General features: G+C 35.5%; 12 protein-coding genes and 1 tRNA gene. 3 read left to right on the forward strand and 10 right to left on the reverse strand.

Going from position 1 to position 18,635, the window contains the following annotated elements:
• Positions 1–5: 5 nt before the first annotated feature.
• The 3 genes from PBT89_RS14720 to PBT89_RS14730 form a co-directional block, all read right to left on the reverse strand.
• The gene (locus PBT89_RS14720) at positions 6–560 is read right to left on the reverse strand and encodes a thioredoxin family protein (RefSeq protein ID WP_270062510.1); all 555 of its coding nucleotides are present in this window, start codon (positions 558–560) and stop codon (positions 6–8) included.
• 74 nt (positions 561–634) lie between these two features.
• Positions 635–2,014, reverse strand: a complete 1,380-nt coding sequence (locus PBT89_RS14725; protein WP_270062511.1) for a peptide MFS transporter — start codon at positions 2,012–2,014, stop codon at positions 635–637.
• A 20-nt stretch (positions 2,015–2,034) separates the two neighbouring features.
• Positions 2,035–4,206 (reverse strand): S9 family peptidase, encoded by a 2,172-nt coding sequence (locus PBT89_RS14730; protein ID WP_270062512.1) that lies wholly within the window; start codon positions 4,204–4,206, stop codon positions 2,035–2,037.
• Between the two features lie 189 nt (positions 4,207–4,395).
• Between PBT89_RS14730 and PBT89_RS14735 the strand changes: the two genes are divergently transcribed.
• Together PBT89_RS14735 and PBT89_RS14740 are read left to right on the forward strand one after the other, a co-directional pair.
• A complete protein-coding gene (locus PBT89_RS14735) occupies positions 4,396–5,712 on the forward strand; it encodes a hydroxymethylglutaryl-CoA reductase, degradative (RefSeq protein WP_270062513.1) in 1,317 nt (438 codons plus the stop codon).
• Positions 5,709–6,629, forward strand: a complete 921-nt coding sequence (locus PBT89_RS14740; RefSeq protein WP_270062514.1) for a GYDIA family GHMP kinase — start codon at positions 5,709–5,711, stop codon at positions 6,627–6,629. Before PBT89_RS14735 ends, PBT89_RS14740 begins: the two co-directional genes overlap by 4 nt.
• Positions 6,630–6,719: 90 nt before the next feature.
• Here the strand turns inward: PBT89_RS14740 and PBT89_RS14745 are convergent, their stop codons facing one another.
• From PBT89_RS14745 to PBT89_RS14775, 6 genes are all read right to left on the reverse strand, one after another.
• Positions 6,720–8,828, reverse strand: coding sequence for a peptidylprolyl isomerase (locus PBT89_RS14745; protein WP_270062515.1), 2,109 nt, complete (start codon positions 8,826–8,828; stop codon positions 6,720–6,722).
• Positions 8,829–8,922: 94 nt separating this feature from the next.
• Complete coding sequence (locus PBT89_RS14750; RefSeq protein ID WP_270062516.1) at positions 8,923–10,212, reverse strand: hemolysin family protein; 1,290 nt, start codon at positions 10,210–10,212, stop codon at positions 8,923–8,925.
• Between the two features lie 196 nt (positions 10,213–10,408).
• Entirely contained in the window at positions 10,409–10,918 is a 510-nt protein-coding gene (gene lptC / locus PBT89_RS14760) for an LPS export ABC transporter periplasmic protein LptC (RefSeq protein ID WP_270062517.1), read from the reverse strand.
• Between the two features lie 58 nt (positions 10,919–10,976).
• Complete coding sequence (locus tag PBT89_RS14765; RefSeq protein ID WP_270062518.1) at positions 10,977–12,338, reverse strand: hypothetical protein; 1,362 nt, start codon at positions 12,336–12,338, stop codon at positions 10,977–10,979.
• A gap of 17 nt (positions 12,339–12,355) precedes the next feature.
• On the reverse strand, positions 12,356–13,597 hold the full coding sequence (locus tag PBT89_RS14770; protein WP_270062519.1) for a hypothetical protein: 1,242 nt from the start codon (positions 13,595–13,597) through the stop codon (positions 12,356–12,358).
• Complete coding sequence (locus tag PBT89_RS14775) at positions 13,594–14,328, reverse strand: type III pantothenate kinase (protein WP_270060147.1); 735 nt, start codon at positions 14,326–14,328, stop codon at positions 13,594–13,596. Before PBT89_RS14775 ends, PBT89_RS14770 begins: the two co-directional genes overlap by 4 nt.
• 105 nt (positions 14,329–14,433) lie before the next feature.
• On the opposite strand from PBT89_RS14775, the gene PBT89_RS14780 reads away from it, so the two are divergent.
• Positions 14,434–14,506, forward strand: a tRNA-Phe gene (locus tag PBT89_RS14780).
• 57 nt (positions 14,507–14,563) lie between these two features.
• Here PBT89_RS14780 and PBT89_RS14785 read toward each other — a convergent pair.
• Positions 14,564–18,628, reverse strand: a complete 4,065-nt coding sequence (locus tag PBT89_RS14785; RefSeq protein WP_270062520.1) for a T9SS type B sorting domain-containing protein — start codon at positions 18,626–18,628, stop codon at positions 14,564–14,566.
• Positions 18,629–18,635 lie beyond the last annotated feature (7 nt).

An 18,635-nucleotide genomic window follows, 5' to 3' on the forward strand; every position in this document is an offset into this window, starting at 1 on the left:
AACACTTACTTTGTAAACGTAGGTTTGAAGTTTTCATTGTATTCTTTCCAAGCTTTTTCTGAAGTTAAATTTTTATACTCATCCTTTGCGAAGATTTTAAGGAAAATTTCGATTTGCTCTGGCGATCTGTAACCTTTTAAAGGCGCTATTAATTCCCCTTGCTCATCAAAAAAAACGATACTTGGATAGGCTGAAATATTTAAAGCTCTCGCAAACTCATGCGGACTATTCCTTCTCGCTTTTAATTCTGGATCGTATTGGGGATTACTAAAAATTTTGTCTTTGTAATTGATTTCCTGTTCTCCTTCAGCATTAAATTTTACCGGATAATAGTTTTCATTTATAAACTGCGCTACCTGGGGATGCCCAAAAGTGTTTTTGTCCAACATTTTACAGGGACCGCACCAAACAGTATACGCATCCATAATGATATTTTTAGGCGCTTCTTTTTGAGCCGCCAAAGCCTCGTTCATCGTCATCCAGTTGATCTCGACATTCTCCTGCTGCGCATGTGCAGTGACTCCAAGAATCATTAAGGCTATAAAAAATAGTTTTTTCATCTTCAAAAATTTCTTTTATAAGAACAAAAAACGTTCCTTTTACAGAACGTTTTCTCTAATTTTTTAATCAAAATCTATTCGATAGCTGTTTCCTTTGGTATACCATCTTCCATTTGGCTATCTTCTGCACCATGGGTTAGACGTTTTAAAGGTTTTAATAGCAGTATAATTAATAATCCAAAAATTAAACAGAATATAAAAATACCAGTAAAAATCTGAAATTCAGAAGCATTTTTAATTTGTTCTCCAACTGTACCTGCTACAAAATTCCCCAATCCGGTGGCCGCGAAATAAGCTCCCATCATAAATGAAGCATATTTTACAGGAGCTAATTTTGTTATAAAAGAAAGTGCGACTGGAGAGGCACATAGCTCACCTAAAGTATGAAAAAGATACGCTAAAACTAACCAGTACATCGCAGATTTACCAAATTCTTCGTATTGTAATGAAGCAAAAGACATAAAAGTAAATCCAAATCCCATTATAATAACTCCTACAGCCATTTTAAAAAGTGAACTGGATTCTTTCCCTCTTCTTTTCCACCATGTCCAAAAACCAGCAACAGCTAAAGCCAGCGTAAATATGAAGAAAGCATTAACCGATTGGAAATAAGAAGCGGGAACTTCCCATCCAAAAATTACACGATCGGTATTTTGTTGGGCATAGATATTCATCAAACCACCGGCTTGCTCGAATGCGCCCCAAAAAACAATGATTATTAAAAAAGAGATTCCCATAACTATCATTCTGTCTTTCTCAACTCTAGTTAAAGGTCTTTTCATGGCCTCTCTTTCTTCTTCGTTTTCAGATTTTCCTGAAAATTCGCCTACACCCTTTAAATATCGTTGACCAAATATATACACCAATTGACCTATCAACATTCCTATCCCGGCTAATCCAAATCCATAATGCCAATTAATTTTCTCTCCCACTTGACCAATAATAATTCCGGCTAAAAAAGCACCAAGATTAATACCTATATAAAAAATATAAAATCCTTGATCTCGTCTATCATTTTCGGATTTTGGATATAAACCACCTACCATTGTAGAAATATTAGGTTTAAGACCACCTACTCCTGCTATAATAAATGCCAAACCAATATAAAACGCTTCTATACTTTCGTAAGCTAGCACCAAATGCCCTACACATAAAAGTATACCACCAATCATCACTGTTTTCTTCTGTCCTAAAAATCTATCTGCAATTATACCTCCAGGGATAGAAGCTATATAAACCAGTGTAGTGTACCACTTGTAAAGATTTATCGCTTCATCGTTACTCCAACCCCAACCAGGATTATCAGATGTTACGGAAGCCACAAGAAATAAAGTAAGCAAAGCTCTCATTCCGTAATAAGAGAATCGCTCCCACATCTCAGTAAAAAATAATATATATAAGCCTACGGGATGTCCAAAAATTTCTTTCCTTTCTAGGTCTGATCTGTTTGCCATAATTATTAGTGGTGTTTAAATTAAAGGTGTTCTTTAATAAAGTTTGTCATTTTTGTATATAAGTGCAATCTGGTGTTACCACCATATATCCCGTGATTTTTATCAGGGTAAATTGCCCAATCGAATTGTTTATTTGCCTGGATAAGCGCTTCTACCATTCGCATCGTGTTTTGCAAATGTACGTTATCATCGCCACCACCATGAACAATTAGAAAGTCTCCTTTTAATTTATCTACATGATTAATTGGTGAGTTTTCATCGTAACCGGAAGCATTTTCCTGCGGAGTCGTCATAAAACGTTCAGTATAGATGGTATCGTAAAATCTCCAACTGGTTACCGGCGCCACGGCAATTGCCATGGTAAAAGTATCATTCCCTTTTAGTATTGCATTAGATGCCATAAAACCACCAAAACTCCATCCCCAAATTCCGATTCGATTAGCATTAATATAATCTAATTGACCTAATTGCTTCGCAGCGGCGATTTGATCTTCTAATTCGTATTTACCCAATTCGTTTTGTGTTACCTTCTTGAATTCGGCTCCCTTGAAACCAGTTCCTCTACCATCTATACAAACGATAATATAGCCTTGATCGGCTAAAAGCTGATACCAGTAATCATTAGTATTAAAATAAGTATTAGAAACCGATTGTGATCCCGGGCCAGAATATTGAAACATCAATAATGGATATTTCTTAGATGCATCAAAATCTGAAGGTTTAATCGTCCACATATTCAACTCATTGCCATTCACAGGAATCGTAGATAATTCTTTTGGCGAAAAATGATATGGCTTTTCTACTTCTAGTAGCTCGGCGTTATCCTTGATTCTTCTTACCAACTTACCATTTTTCGCTCTATGAAGTGTATATTCCATAGGCGTTTCAGTATTGGTAAATGCATTTATAAAATAGGTAAAGTCAGCACTAAAATCGGCATTATTGGTTCCGGTTTTTTCAGTAAGTCGCTTTTTACTTTTTCCGTTAGCTTTTATAGAATAAACATCGCGATTTACACTTCCCTTTTCTGTACTTTGATAGAATATTCGATTGCTCTTTTTATCGTAACCATAGTAATTGGTTACTTCCCAGTTTCCTTCGGTAATTTGGCGCTTCAGTTCTCCATTTTCGTCATAAAGATAAATATGATTATAACCGTCACGCTCGCTTGTCCAGATAAAACTATGATCTTCTAAAAAAGTAAGATTATCGGTGACATCAACATAAGCATCATCTTTTTCAGTAAGAATAATTTTAGAAGAATTGTCTTCAGCATTTACAAAGATAAGGTCTAACTGATCTTGATGCCTATTTAAAACGTGAACGCTCAAAACGTAATCTCTATTGGTCCATTTTATACGTGGAATATAAAAATCGCTATAATCCCCTAGCTTTATTTCTTCAGTTGCTTCTGAAGCTACATCGTACATCTGCAAAGAAACTTCAGAATTCGCTTCACCTGCTTTCGGGTATTTAAAGGTTTGTTCACTTGGATAAAGATCACTTCCGAAGATATCCATAGAAAATTCAGGAACTTCAGCTTCATCAAATCTTAAAAACGCAATTTTATCGCCTTTTTTATTCCACTGAAAAGCTCTTACAAAACCAAGTTCTTCTTCGTAAACCCAATCGGTAATTCCGTTGATTATACTATTGATTTTACCATCTTCTGTAATTTGCTTTTCCTTTTTCTCCTCTACATCATAAACATAGATGTTATTTTCAAAAACATAGGCTAGCTTAGAATTATCGGGAGAAAAAGTAGGCTCCTGAACTTTTTTATCGCTAAGCCTAGTAAGATCTTTAGAATTCACATCGTAGATATAGAATATTGCCTTAGATGATCTACGATAGATAGGTTGTGGCGCTGTAGCAAGCAAAATTTTAGTTTCATCATCACTTAAACTAAAATCTTGGAAACTCTTTAGAGCTTCTAAGTTTTTGGTATCTACTAAGGTTCGAGTTTTTTCACCAGTTTTGTAACTGTAGACATCGATACTAGTATTTCCAGAATCTGGATCATGGTTTAACACCACATATTCGACACCATTTTTTAAAGATTGTAGGGATTGTAGATGTTGCTGACTAAACTTCCCGCTCCATATTTCTTCGAGCGTAATTTTCTTTTCCTGGGAAGTCGCAACAGATGCTGCCATCGTCATAAGCAGAACTAAGATTTTTGAGAACCTCATTAAATTTTTTCAAAATTTTATTGCAGGCCAAGTTTACTAAAATTTGCTGAAAAAGCCGCTTCAACTCGTGTTAAATACAACAATTTGTTAAAGCAAACTTCAAAATCACCAAACAGCTTTCTAAAATGAAAGCATTATCGACAACCAAATAACAATTGTATCTTTGCAAAAGAACTATTATTAAATTTCATGAAGGAACCAATTTCTGGCTTTTCAAAGCTGAGTAAGGAAGAAAAGATTAAATGGTTAACGGCAACCTATCTGAATGACGATTCAAAAGCTATTGAAGTCTTAAAACAGTACTGGAATAAAGACGAAAAACTACAACAATTACACGAGGAGTTTACAGAAAATACGATCTCTAATTATTATTTACCTTTTGGTATCGCACCAAACTTTTTGATTAACAACGAACTTTTTGCCATCCCGATGGCTATCGAAGAAAGCTCGGTAATTGCAGCGGCCAGCAAAGCGGCCAAATTTTGGGGAAGTCGTGGCGGATTTAAAACCGAAGTGATCGATACCATAAAAGTGGGACAGGTTCATTTTATTTATAAAGGTAGCGAAGAAAAATTAGAGCTCTTTTTTAACGAATTAGAGCCTAAACTTAGAGCAGCCGCAGCCCCGCTAACCAAAAATATGGAAAAGCGTGGCGGGGGTATAAAAAGTATCGAGCTTAGAGAACGCACTACTGAAGTTGAGAATTACTACCAGCTGCATTGCAACTTTGAAACAGTAGATAGCATGGGCGCAAACTTTATCAATAGTTGTTTAGAAAAATTTGCGGAAGTTCTAGAGAAAGAAGCGGCAATCTGGGAAGATTTTAATGCTGAAGAACGCAATATTGAAATTGTGATGAGTATTCTTTCTAATTATGTTCCAGAATGCATTGTTAGAGCTGAAGTAACCTGTCCTTTAAAGGAACTTTCTGATGACAAAAATTTTAGCGGGGAGCATTTTGCTGAAAAATTTATAAGAGCGGTGAAAATTGCCGAAACTGAACCTTTTAGAGCGGTAACTCACAATAAAGGGATCATGAATGGCATTGATGCCGTTGTTTTAGCTACAGGAAATGACTTTAGAGCAATTGAAGCCGGAGTACATGCTTACGCTTCTAAAGATGGCCAATATTCGAGTTTAACACATGCTAAAATTGAAGACGGAATCTTTAGATTCTGGATTGAAGTTCCGTTAGCTCTGGGAACTGTGGGTGGCTTAACAAGTCTTCATCCACTGGTAAAACTTGCAATGGACATATTAGGACAGCCTAATGCGAGAAAACTTATGGAAATTGTAGCTGTGGCCGGATTGGCACAAAATTTTGCAGCCGTAAAATCTCTAATTACGACAGGAATCCAAAAAGGTCACATGAAGATGCATTTAATGAATATTCTTAATCAGCACAATGCTACTTTAGAAGAAAAAGCAAGTTTGATTGAATACTACAAAACTAATGTTGTTTCTCATAGCGATGTTGCTACGCAATTAGAAAAACTGAGAAAATGAGATTCTATAGCCACGGAAAACTTTTAATTACTGCGGAATATGCCGTTCTAGATGGCGCTCAGGCTTTTTGTCTTCCCACCAAAAAAGGACAATATTTAGAGGTTAAAGAGAACGCTTCAGGATTGATAAATTGGGTAAGTAAAGATGAACATGGAAAAGTTTGGTTTCAGGATCAATTTGAAAAAACTTCCTTCGGAATCAAATCTACTTCAGAAACTCAAAAATCAGAAAATGATGCTGAAATTTCAAAGCGCTGTATTCAAATTTTAACTGCAGCTGAAGCACTTTCAGAAAAAAACCTATTCGAAGGATGCGACATTAGCACAGAGTTAGAATTTGATCGTAATTGGGGACTAGGGACTTCTTCAACCTTAATTAATAATATTGCGCAATGGTTAAAAATCGATGCATACCAATTACTAGAAAGAACATTTAAAGGAAGTGGTTACGACATCGCCTGCGCTCAGGCTGAAGGGCCAATTACTTACGAGCATACTAATGCATCTCAAAAAGCATTAAAAGCGACTTTTGAGCCAGATTTTATTCATGACATATACTTTGTTTACTTAAACCAAAAACAAAATAGCAGAGAAGCCATAGCGCATTATAGAAATCAAACAGAAACCCATCAAAAAGTTTTAGTTGAAAAAGTATCCAATATTACTCAGCAACTCTTAAAATGCGAGTCTTTAGCCGAATTTGAGTTGTTAATAAATATTCATGAAAATCTAATTTCTAAAGCGATAAATTTACCAAAGGTTAAGACTAAGCTCTTTCCCGATTTTGAAGGAGGTGTAAAAAGTCTTGGTGCTTGGGGTGGAGATTTTGTAATGGTCACCAGCAAAAATGATCCTAAAGCGTATTTTAAACAAAAAGGATATGAGGTAGTAATTCCTTACGAAAATTTAATCCTGTAATCTTAAGATTAGATAAAGAAAAAATCTCGTATATATCAAAAAAAAGCCGCTCATTGAGCGGCTTTTTTTTGATATATTTTCACCTAAATTCTAGTAGAACTTAGCTCTTTTATCTTCAATATCAGCTTTTGCTTTTAAAGCTTCAAAAGCTCTACTGTTTGCCATCTGGCGACGAGTATTAGTTTCTTGCAGAGCGAATGGCTTGTAAGAATCGAGCTCGGGAGCGTCGCTTTTACTTACTAATTCTACAACATAAACTCCTTTTTCACCAACGATAGGCTTACTAGTTTCACCTACTTTTAGAGCGTAAACAGCGCCAACAACTTCTGGCTCGCTACCTGCTCCTGCTAGTGTTGGTGAGCTTAAGTTTACAGCATTAGCAGTTTGCACTATCTTATCCTGATTCTCAGCAACCTGATCTACACTTGTTCCTGAAATTTTCTCCTGAATCATTTTTGCCTTTTTCTGCTTGGTTAAAATAGGTATAACTTCAGCAGAAGCATCTTCTGGACTCATTAATCCCTTTTTCTTCTTAGCAGTGATTTGAGCCACAATATATCCAGTTGGAGTTTCAAAACGTTTTACATCACCTACTTTCGCATCATCTTCAAAAGCCCATTGCACTACTCTACGTTGTTGCCCAACACCAGGAATATTTTCGTCAAGTGCTTTTACATCTCGTACGGTACGAATTCTATAATCAGCAGCTTTTGCTTTTTCTGTAAAATCACCTTCGCCCGCAGCAATCTCGAATTTTGTTACTTCGTTAAAAAGGCTATTTCTTGTTTCCTCGGTAGCTTCGATTTCTCTAGCTACTGTTGCAATCTTAACAGCTTTTTCTTTTTCTGTTTGCTCTTCGATATAAATAACATGGTATCCAAAATCGGTTTCTACAACCCCTACAGTTCCTTCGTCATTATTTAAAACAAAATCATCAAATTCTGGCACCATCATTCCTGGTCCAAAATAACCAAGATCTCCAGAATTTTGAGCTGCAGAAGGATCATCAGAAAATTCTGTTGCCAGCTCTGCCATTTTAGACTTATCGCTTTTTACTACACCAGCTAAACTATCTGCCAATTGTTTTGCAGCAGCTTCAGTACGGGCACCACCGGCTTGCGCGCCCTGGTAACCTAATAGAATATGACTAGCTTTTATCGAATCTGGGATTTGTTTGGTCTCTATTAACTTACTCAACTTCCAATATCCATTCTCTTCGTAAGGACCGTAAACTTCTCCCTCTTCAAGATTAAATAAATCATCTGCAAATTTCTTTGGTAACTGATTTTTAAATTTGAAGGTTACTGGTTGTGTTAGATCTGAATTTGAATTTACAAATTCCTGATCATCTGAAGTTTTTCTAAAACCTTGAATAGTATCATTAGATTTAGAAACTGAATTGTACTCTACTCTATCTTCTAACAGTGCACTTAATGAAGATTTAGCTTCTTCTTTATCCTCTGTAGATGCTTCTTCATTAAAAATTACATATTGAATATTTCTTGCTGCTTCAGTTTCAAACTTAGCTTTATGACTATCTACATATTCTTTAATTTCACTTTTAGAAACCTCAATCTCCTCATCTGAAATTGAAGAATAAGGAACCTGCACATAACGCAGATCCATAGTATTATTTTGCAATAGGTAAGCTTGTTTACCCTCAGTTAGCGTTGCACCAACACCTGTACGAATCATATTTGCATAAATATTCTGCGCAGCAGATTCAGAAAGGCCTTCTTCGTAACTTAACCATTGCTGATACATTTGTGGGGAAGTTTGCTTTATGCTCGCCACATATTCTTTTACTCGATTCTCATCGAACATACCAGCTTCGTTAGTAAACTGAGGATTGTTAGACATTTGAGCTCTCATCATTTGTCTTACTTGCGCCTGCTCGGCTCTTATCCCAAGTTCTTCTACTTGCTCCTCTACAATAATTTGATTTAATTGTTGTTCCCATACACGGTTAACAGCCTGAGTGGTTGAAATATTACCACGCATATTTTGCTGATAAGCTTCTACCTGGCGTGCGAAATCTTCTCTCGCGATATCCTCACCATTCACAGTAGCTATGGAGTTATCCTTTGCAGAAAAACCACCGTTCTTCAGGATACTAGGAATAAGGAAGGCAAATAATGCAAACCCAATAACCACAATAATTAAAGCAGACTTCTGCCTAATATTCTGTAATACTGCCATTCTAAATAATTTTTATCAAATATAGTGGGCGAAAATAGTGTTTTTAGCCTAATTATGAAACTTATAATTAGCAAAATCTTAACTTTTTAACGCTTTAATCTTCGGGCTTGATTTTAAGCTCTACAAGATCGATTTTTGTGTTGGAAACATCGAGAATAGTTAATTCAAATTCATCTATCCGAACTACCTCGTTTTGCTGTGGAATCTCTTCAGTGTGATTAACAATAAAACCTCCTAAAGTTTCGTAATTCTCACCAGTAGGAATGTTTAATCGGTAAGTTTCGTTAATATAATCTACTTCTGCTCTTGCTGAAAATTTATAATGATCTTCTCCTATTTTTTCTTCAACTAATATTGCAGAATCATGTTCATCTTCTATTTCTCCAAAAAGCTCTTCTACGATGTCTTCGATGGTCATCATTCCACTTGTACCTCCATACTCATCAATAACAACCGCGATACTTTTTCGTTTCTTAATTAATACATTCAGCACATCCTTAACCCACATGGTTTCAGGAACAAAAATCACTGGTAATAAAATTGATTTTATAGACGCCGGCTTTTTAAATAATTCAAAAGAGTGTACGTAACCTATAATATCATCTATAGTTTCGTTAAAGATCAAAATCTTTGAAAGGCCAGTTTCTGTGAATGTTTTCACCAAATCTCCAGGTGCGACATCTTGATTTACAGCAATAATTTCTGTTCGGGGAATCATTACTTCTCTTGCCTTTATATCTGCAAATTGAAGTGCGTTTTGGAAAATCTGAATTTCTGAATCTACCTCATCTTCTTCTTCCACCGTTTCCATCTGCTCGCTAATAAAATTTCCAAGTTCTATTTTACTAAAGGCCAACTGAACTTCATCACCGTCTGTTTTAAAGAAACGCTTTAGAATCATATCTGAAATCCAGATAACAAATGAAGAAATAAAACTAAAGATGAGATAAAATAAATATGCCGGTACTGCGAAAAATTTCAGCATTGAATTCGCATAAATCTGAAAGAAAACTTTCGGAAGAAATTCGGCAGTTACTAAAATTAGTAGTGTAGAAAGCAGCGTTTGGGTAAATAAGCTTAAATCGGTAACCAAATAATTGAGAATTGCATTGTCTAGCGGCTGCATTCCTGTTAACCACTCCATTATTAGATCGCCCATATAAAAACCGTAAACCACCAACGCAATGTTGTTCCCAACAAGCATCGCTGCTATAAATTTAGATGGCTTTTTGGTTAGGCGCTTTAAAACTTTTGCTAAGAAGTCGTTTTGAAGCTTCTCAATTTCAATATATATTTTATTGGAAGAGACATAAGCGATTTCCATACCGGAGAAAAACGCGGAAAGTAATAATGAAAAAATAATAATGATGACTTCTGCACTCATTATTTTTTATGATTTTGTCTCTTTTCTAATTTCCTTCGGAAATTTCTTTTGAAAAAAAACATGAAAATGGCCATTAAGGCCAGAAATATAAAAACATAGGCCCTGCTTCGCTCAGCATCCCAAATGGCAAATGTCTCGAAAATGAAAAATGCTGCAATCACTAAATATGCGTACTCGAAATATCTGAAATACTTTGTCATTTGTCTGACTCGTCTATGTTTTGAATTCCGTTATTAGTCCTAAAGTTGAATTTATCGAAATTTTGATTAGAATCAAAACCCATTCCTTCATTAAAAGATCCATCAGGAAATTTAATTTGATTTGCACGATCGGTAAAAACCCAACTTTGATTTTGATCCCAGTATAATTGGTTGCCTTCTAAAATTGTACTATCTGCTGTGAAAATTACTACATTTCCTCTAAGATCTATTAATCCGCTTTTATCGTAAATAATACCATAATCTGCAGTAACCGTACTTTTTTTATCTTCTTCGTCGTAAAATTCTATATCCAAACCATCTGGAAATTCACGATAAGGAAAATTTCTGTTTTGATAATCCAACATTTTTTCACTCCTCAAAGTGGCTACTACTTTACCAGAATCGGTATACTTAAGCATAATATCTTTTGCAATTCCCTGCGGTGCATCAGCCGGATTTTGAAGTGCCCTCACTTCATTCAAATTACCTTTACATGAAAAAAGCATTGTCACGCCTATTAGCGTGACAATGCCCTGTATTATTTCACGATATGTGATTCTCATATTATAATTGAGGGATGCGAACAGTTTCGCCTATCCAACAACCAATTTGGATAGCATCTCCTGCTTTTTTTCCTTCCTGAAATACATCAGCTTTTTGTGGAGCACGACCATTATAAGCCGCAACTGTTGCATTTGCGTGATTAGAAAGTGATGGATCTACTCTACCAGCTTTAGCTACATATTCAGCAGCCAACCAGTATACTGCTCTTTTATTAAACGCAGTTTCTCCACAGTTATTTGCACTTTCTGCATACATACTAGCAATATTCAAATAAGCTCTCCCGTAAGATGGCTTTGCATTAACTGTTTTCCTGTAGAAGTTTCTTGCTTGTGAGAAGCTTCCCGAATTTTGATAGTTCTTACCTATTCTATAATAAATTTTTGCTTTATCAGAAGGATCTTTTTCTAACTCTGCAGCCTCATTGTAGTATTCTAATGCTTTAGCTCTTTCGCCGTCAGCTTCAGCCAATTGACCTAAAGAGTAAGCAGAAGCAGCAGAAGGCTCTAATTCGTGAAGCGCTTCAGAAATTTTGAAAAATAATGGATCTTCACAATCCTTAGCTGAAAGACGAGCATTAGCATTTTTTAACCAAGCTACATCTTCTTTTTTAGCTTCAAAATCTTTCTCATAAATAGGCACTAAGTTATCGCAGTCTGCACGCACTCCCAATTTAGTATTTAGAGCGCCTTTTACAGCATTAAAATTAGTCAATCTTTGCTCAGCAATCTGTGCTGTCTTTTGTTCTTTAGAAGTTAAATCTTCTCCAGCATCCTGCTTTTCAATTAAGGATTGTAAACGCTCCGCTTCATAAATTTCTTCTTCATCAATTTTTGCCATTACACGATCGTAAATATCAAAAACATCTTGTAATTCACGGTCTCCAGAATCCTGCATATTTACCATAAGATCAAAATATGCATAAAGACCTTTAGGACTGGTGAAGTTTTCTTTATCTTCAACATAAGCCTTATCAAAAGCTTCCCATCTTTCTTCTGTTGAACCGATTTTATGGGTAAATTTCAAAAGTGCAATATCTGTATACACATCTCCCTTTTTAGTCTTTTCAGGGTAATTTTGAAGACGTTCTTTATAAGTATCAACTAATTCGTTGATGTATTTTGTTTTTTCTTCACCAGATGCGTTTTCAATTTTATACTTCAATACTCTTTCTAAATACTGAAATGTTGCTAAACTATAATCTGGACAATCTTTCTTTACTGTCATTAACGGCTCGTATGCCGCATCATAGTTTTTTGCTTTAGCATCATCATAAGCTAAAGCTGCAGTAGTTGTACAATCTTGAGCATATGCTCCCGACCCAAGCATTACCGCCGATAATAATACTATAAATCTCGCTTTCATCTTGTTGTTTGTTATGGTTAATTAAACTTTCTCTTTACGAACCATTGGTCATTCAAAGATAAACCAATTGATAATTTAAAAAAATTCTCTTGTATTAGACCTGAACTTGTTGTACCGCGCTGACCATACTCCAGTCCCAGATTAAGATTAGAGAAATCTCCTCCAATCGGTAAACCTAGTCCAAAAGATATGCCAAACTCATCTATCGATTCTCCGTTAAGTTGCAAACCTGTTTCTTCAAAACGTCCTCCCAGTCGATAAACCACTCTATTTAAATAACTTGTGAGTGAGCTATACTCTGGAACAAAATATCCTCCCAATCGATAAGCTTTCCCATCATTATATTCTACATCATTTACCGGAGTACTAAAAACCGAAATTTCGGGTATACTTCCAAACGCAGAATATTCCCCTCCTACAAACCATTTATTCGGTCTACCAATTCCTAAACCTAAAGTTGCTTTAGATGGAAGTGTTATATCCTGAGATTCTACATCGAAGCTTTTAATATTAAAAGGACTTTCTCCACTTGCAGTAAATAGAACACTAGAGATTTCTCGATAACTATCTGTAGTAATATCAGCTTCTGGAGTATAAACCGCAGAGGCATGTAACTTCAAACCACTATTTAGCTTTGTTTGGTAATCTATTCCAAAGTTAAAATTAAATCCTGAAATATCTGATCGGTCTATATCTCGTGTTCCATATTGAATTCCATCTCTAAGAACGGTTCTTCTATGCTGAATATTACCAAAATTATAATCGGCATTTACACCAACACTAAGATCTCTAGTTATAGCATAAGCTGCGGATAGAAAAACTTTATTCATCCCTCCGCGACCTCTTAATCTGCTAGCACCATCTTCATCGATGTCAAAAATACGGTATCCTACAGAAGAATACGGAATAAGGCCTAATCCAAAACCAAAGCGGCCTACCGGCACTCCTAAGCCTAGATAATCCAAAGACACATTTTTTGTACGATCTTCTTCATTTAGGGTTTCCTGTTTCGTAGATTCGGCACTACCTCCAACAGTATAAACTGTTCTCGCAAGCCTTGCGTAGCCAGCAGGATTTGTAAGATTCATGTGAATACTATCCGAAAATGTACTAAGGCCTCCCATTGCCCTGTTTTCGACAGTACCTTTAAAATTAGTTAATCCAACACCATAGTAAGAATATGGCGAAGTAGTATTTTCCTGAGCCTTGGCCCAAAAAGCAGAAAATAAGGCTACGATTACTATAAATCGTTTAATCATTGATTTTTGTTAAATTCTAAAATGTAGTTTAAACCTTCCAAAAGAAAATTTGAGTTCGCAAATATGCTATTTTTTAGTCGCTTTGACAAAAATAGACTATCACCACCTGTCAAAATAACTGTTAAATCTTTAAATTTTGATTTATAACTGGAAATCATTCCGTCAATTTCTGCAGCAAAACCAAAACATATCCCACTTTTTATACTTTCTTCTGTAGAGTTGCCTACCAATTTTAGATGGTTGCTATCTGCATGTATTAACGGTAATTTTTCTGTAAACTTATGTACGGCATTAAATCTCATTTGCAAACCGGGGGAAATTCCACCCCCTAGATATTGAGATTGGTCATTTACATAATCATATGTGACGCATGTTCCCGCATCAATAATTAAACAATTTTGATTTGGATAAGCACATACTGCTGCGGCTGCCAATGCGATACGATCTTTCCCCAAAGTCTCTGGAGAACCATACTTATTATGAAAAGGAATTTTTGTTTGTTGATCTAAGAGTATTGATTTACTTCTTTTTTGAAGAAATTTCACAAGCGAACTATCATCATAAAGTACACTAGATAGAATAGAAAACTCAATTTGAGGGTATGCTTCAAAAATTTCTTCAATTTTTTTATTTTTTTCTGACTTCAGAACTCTAAAAAGCTCCACCGACTTATCATTTTGAAAAACAGCTATTTTCGCAAAAGTATTACCTAAATCGATAACCAAATTCATAGATCAATTTTAAAAAAAGCTAAGATACAAAAGCTTTTTTTCTAAAAAAGTTTTGTGAGTTTCTAAAAATGAACATATATTTGCAACCGCTTTCGAAAAGCAACTGGTGCCTTAGCTCAGTTGGTAGAGCAAAGGACTGAAAATCCTTGTGTCCCTGGTTCGATTCCTGGAGGCACCACCTTTAAAAAGCCCGCTAATTTTAGCGGGCTTTTTTTATTTGTAGTGTGCTGAATATTTATCGTTTCAAGGCAAAATGAGACTTATATGTAATTTCTTTACCTTCATGTTCAAAGTTAACCTGAAACCAATAATCATTAGATGGTAAGTGAGTTCCCTCTTTAGAACCATCCCAACCTCCTGAAGCTGGTTTAATTTTAGTAATATAAGCTCCGTAGCGATCATAAATATGAACCTCTGCCTCGGGATGTGTTTCAAGTTCAGCAATATTCCAGGTATCATTATAACCATCACTATTAGGAGTGAAAAATTTAGGGTGCTTAAGTACTTTTATTTGCTGAGATGTTACACCACAATAACCAATTTTTCCTTTTACCTTTATGGTATGTGTACCAGATGAAACATCATAAAATTGATTTTCTTCTTGAAATTCACCATTATCAAGACTATAAATATAATCTCCTTTTCCATTTACAATTTCAACTTTCACTACCGCTATATCCTTAAAAGGCTCTGAAACTGTAACCAATATTTCTGGTTTGGCAGACACTTCTACAAACACAGAAGTTTCTTTAAATCCGCAGCCGGTCTCAACACGAGGATCTATTTTTGTTGTTTTAATGATATATTCTCCAGATTGCATCGCCTCAAATTCTACACCTTTATGTACTAATTCACCATTATAGTACCAGGCTACTTCAAAAACATTTGGATTAAGGCCTGTATAAAAATATGCACCACTCTCTACTTCTCCAGTTTCTGTATTTACACAGACCGCTTCTTTTTCTATCTCTAAATTTTGCAAAGGATGGATAGTTACATTAAAAGAGGTGTATGCAAAACAACTTTGATTAAATTTATTTTGAGCTTTTAAATAAATCGTATATGTTCCCGGCTCGGTAATTATGCTACCCGGCTCAAGAATTGCATTACTATTCTCTAGATCTGTAGTATAGTACATTTCGAAACCTGAAGGAGCAATTCCTGCAGCAGCGGCAGAATAAACACTCGGGATCTCGTAACTTCCGCAAATTTCAATATCCGACATTTCAGAAATCATTGGTGTTTTTGAAACCTTTATATCGAAAATATATTCGTCTTCACATACAAAACGCAGCCCTTCCTTTTTATAAATATAAAGCGTCGTATCCTTTGTAATCTGAGTACCTGGATTGAGTTTTTCACCATTACCGCCAGATTTAGTGAAATATTCTCCTTCTTTAAGATTGGGTAAAATATAAGAATCACAAACAGAAACAGGTTCTGGTCGATCTACACCAACCCCTTCAATATAAACGGTGAAAAATTTCTGGTTAGCACACAATTCGAAATCTTCCCATTTATTATAAATATAAATTCGTTGCGTTTCCCTAATAATAGTTCCTGCAATGAGCTCGTCGCCTTTTGCATTAGGTTTTGTATAATATTTACCAAACTTTAATTCTGGCAACTCGTAACCAAAACATTTGTAAACATCTATAAAATTTTCTACCGGCGCCACTTCTCGAACCTCTATAAAAAATGAGCTTTCATTAGCACAACTATTTTCCAAATTATTTATAAAAAGTTTTTGACTTTTGTATACAATCGCTCCCGGTAAAATTTGCTTTCCTTTTCTGTTAGGTTCTGTAAAATATTCTCCATTTTCAAGTTCTGGTAAAACATAACCGTTTTCAACGCAAACCAAAACATCATCTAGCGTACTCACTACAGGAACCGGAGTAAGCTCTACAGAAAACTTCATCTCTTTGGCGCAGTTTGAACCATCTGTTGTTTCAGCTGAATAAATGATTATTGTACTTTCAGTAAAAACGGTGCCAGGCAAAATCTCATTTCCTTGTTCATCAAAATAATTTCCGATTTCTATTTCAGGCAAAGTATACGTGCCACATGCAAAGACATCTTTAAAATTTGGAATGATTGAAATATTAAAACTCGATTCACTAGTACATTTACCGTTATCACTATAAACGTAAAGCGTAGTGGAAGATCCAATTTGATCGCCAGCTTTTAAAAGAGAGCCGCCACCGTTGGATTTTGTATAGTATACACCATTTTGAAGGATTGGCAAGACATAAGCATTACAGACCACTACATCGTTTAACTGATCTACTTGCGGCAATGGCAAAATGGAAACTTCAAACTTTTCTTGCTTACAAAGAGTCCCGTCTTCCAATTCGCCGTAATAATAAATACTGAAATCTTCTGTAAAAATTGTTCCCGGACGAATTTCTTTACCGCCGCCATCAGGCGCGTCATAAAATGCACCGGCCGGTGGAGTAGGCACCACAAATTTATTGCAGTAATAATCGCTTAAGCTGTAATCTTTAATAAGCTCTACTTTAAAACTCGACTCGTTAAAGCAGCCTAAATAAGAGGTGTTATAAATATAATAAGTCCCAGATTTATCGATAACATCTCCTGCTTCCATCTTTTGGCCTTGCCCCTGAGAACGGGTGTAATAATCGCCAAATTCAATTGGAGGTAAAATATAAGAAGAACACTCCACCACATTTTCCAATTTTGATACTGGTGGAAGTTCGTTTAAACTTACATTCAATGGAAAAATGGTAGAGCAATTCTGCACTAAAGTATCTCTTACTTTACCAAAAACCTGAAAATTTTCGATGTTTCCAGAAAAACTGAAATTAGAAAGATCTAGGACAGGATCACGATCTAGTGCTGCATTAGTTTCAGATCTAAAAAGATCGAAGAGATATGATCCTTCTCCCAATTGATCCTTAACTAAATCACCAATTTGAGAAAGATCAATTACATTGCTACCATGTGGTTGGCAGACCACAATTTCTTCGGGAAAATCTAAATTTAAAGAACCATTTACTTGCAACTTAAAAGCAGCTTCCGCATTACAAAATTCTCCGGTTTCTTTACTCCTTAGCTTAACTACAATTGTCTCACCTGGCTCACCTTTAAAAGCTTTTAAATTTACCTCGGGTATTTGATTAGCAGCGACAGCATTATCCTTGAAATAAACAAGATCGTACTGCTCTGAACTTAAACCCAATTCCTCATGTCCATTTTTCGTAAGATCAAATAATTGTTCTGCATCTCCATTATCGCAAACTACCAAATCAGGAAGATTATCATAGTTTAAATTTTCTACGTTAATTTGATCGGAAATATCACATTGCTTATCATCTTTTGTTACCCTTACATTATATTTACCCGGCTCTCGAACATCTAAGTAGTAATTTGTTTCGTTAGGAATTTCCTGATCTTCATAATACCATTTATGCTTATATGAAGTATCCTTTAATCCTGTATTTAAACGAGTAAAAGTTCCCGAGCACAGTTGGCGATCTGCCCCTAAATCGAGATTGGTTTTAAAACTACCCGCAGCAATTAGAATAGCACTATCATAATTAGAATCATTACTATCTCCTATTACTAGTTTAATTCGGTATTTTTCACCTGCTTTTATTGTTGCTGAAGCCGTAAGTATTTTAGTATACCCCCTCATGTTAATAACAGAGTTAGCGGAACCTACCTGATAGCTTCCAAAATATTCAGGATTATCGCTTTCACAGTTATTGTTGAAGTTAGAATCATTAATCGTTCTAACCGAAATAGGTTTTGTAGTTTCTGGAATTACAGCTATATTCTGAGTTTCACCTGTCGCTACCTCTGTAAGTAGAAATGCAAACACATCACTACTAGCACATTGCCACTGCCCATATTCGTTACTGGCAAAAATAAAATCAAAACTGAACTTTTGTGATAGCGGAATAAATTCAAATTCCAAATAAGCGACATCAGAAATTCTAGTACTTTGCCCAGAAGCATTATTGATAGCCTGAAGGTCTGGATCTACATCGTCATTTATTTCGCTACTTAGGTTTTGACCTTCGTAAGGACCTTCTGTAAATTTTGCTTTACCTGAGCGAATAATAACTCCTTCAGAAATGGGAAAATCTCCTGAATTATTATTAAAATATGCTACCGCTTCCTTATCAGACTGAGTAACATTCGTAATCTTAACACAAGAATTATCTAACAATCCTGCTACTAATTCTTCTTTAGATACTCCTGCATCATCTATTGTTATGGCCTGGCCATAACCTGCAGCAAAAAATAGTATCACCACATATTTTATCAGCTTCATAACAACT

Source organism: Zunongwangia sp. HRR-M8 (genome assembly GCF_027594405.1).
GTDB lineage: Bacteria > Bacteroidota > Bacteroidia > Flavobacteriales > Flavobacteriaceae > Zunongwangia.

What these genes read in the sequence shown, in the direction of transcription:
- PBT89_RS14735 (WP_270062513.1), top strand. Translation starts at nt 4,396, where the DNA reads ATGAAGGAACCAATTTCTGGCTTTTCAAAGCTGAGTAAGGAAGAAAAG.
- PBT89_RS14740 (WP_270062514.1), top strand. Translation starts at nt 5,709, where the DNA reads ATGAGATTCTATAGCCACGGAAAACTTTTAATTACTGCGGAATATGCC.
- PBT89_RS14725 (WP_270062511.1), bottom strand. Translation starts at nt 2,014, where the DNA reads ATGGCAAACAGATCAGACCTAGAAAGGAAAGAAATTTTTGGACATCCC.
- PBT89_RS14720 (WP_270062510.1), bottom strand. Translation starts at nt 560, where the DNA reads ATGAAAAAACTATTTTTTATAGCCTTAATGATTCTTGGAGTCACTGCA.
- PBT89_RS14730 (WP_270062512.1), bottom strand. Translation starts at nt 4,206, where the DNA reads ATGAGGTTCTCAAAAATCTTAGTTCTGCTTATGACGATGGCAGCATCT.
- PBT89_RS14745 (WP_270062515.1), bottom strand. Translation starts at nt 8,828, where the DNA reads ATGGCAGTATTACAGAATATTAGGCAGAAGTCTGCTTTAATTATTGTG.
- PBT89_RS14765 (WP_270062518.1), bottom strand. Translation starts at nt 12,338, where the DNA reads ATGAAAGCGAGATTTATAGTATTATTATCGGCGGTAATGCTTGGGTCG.
- PBT89_RS14775 (WP_270060147.1), bottom strand. Translation starts at nt 14,328, where the DNA reads ATGAATTTGGTTATCGATTTAGGTAATACTTTTGCGAAAATAGCTGTT.
- PBT89_RS14770 (WP_270062519.1), bottom strand. Translation starts at nt 13,597, where the DNA reads ATGATTAAACGATTTATAGTAATCGTAGCCTTATTTTCTGCTTTTTGG.
- lptC (WP_270062517.1), bottom strand. Translation starts at nt 10,918, where the DNA reads ATGCTTTTTTCATGTAAAGGTAATTTGAATGAAGTGAGGGCACTTCAA.
- PBT89_RS14785 (WP_270062520.1), bottom strand. Translation starts at nt 18,628, where the DNA reads ATGAAGCTGATAAAATATGTGGTGATACTATTTTTTGCTGCAGGTTAT.
- PBT89_RS14750 (WP_270062516.1), bottom strand. Translation starts at nt 10,212, where the DNA reads ATGAGTGCAGAAGTCATCATTATTATTTTTTCATTATTACTTTCCGCG.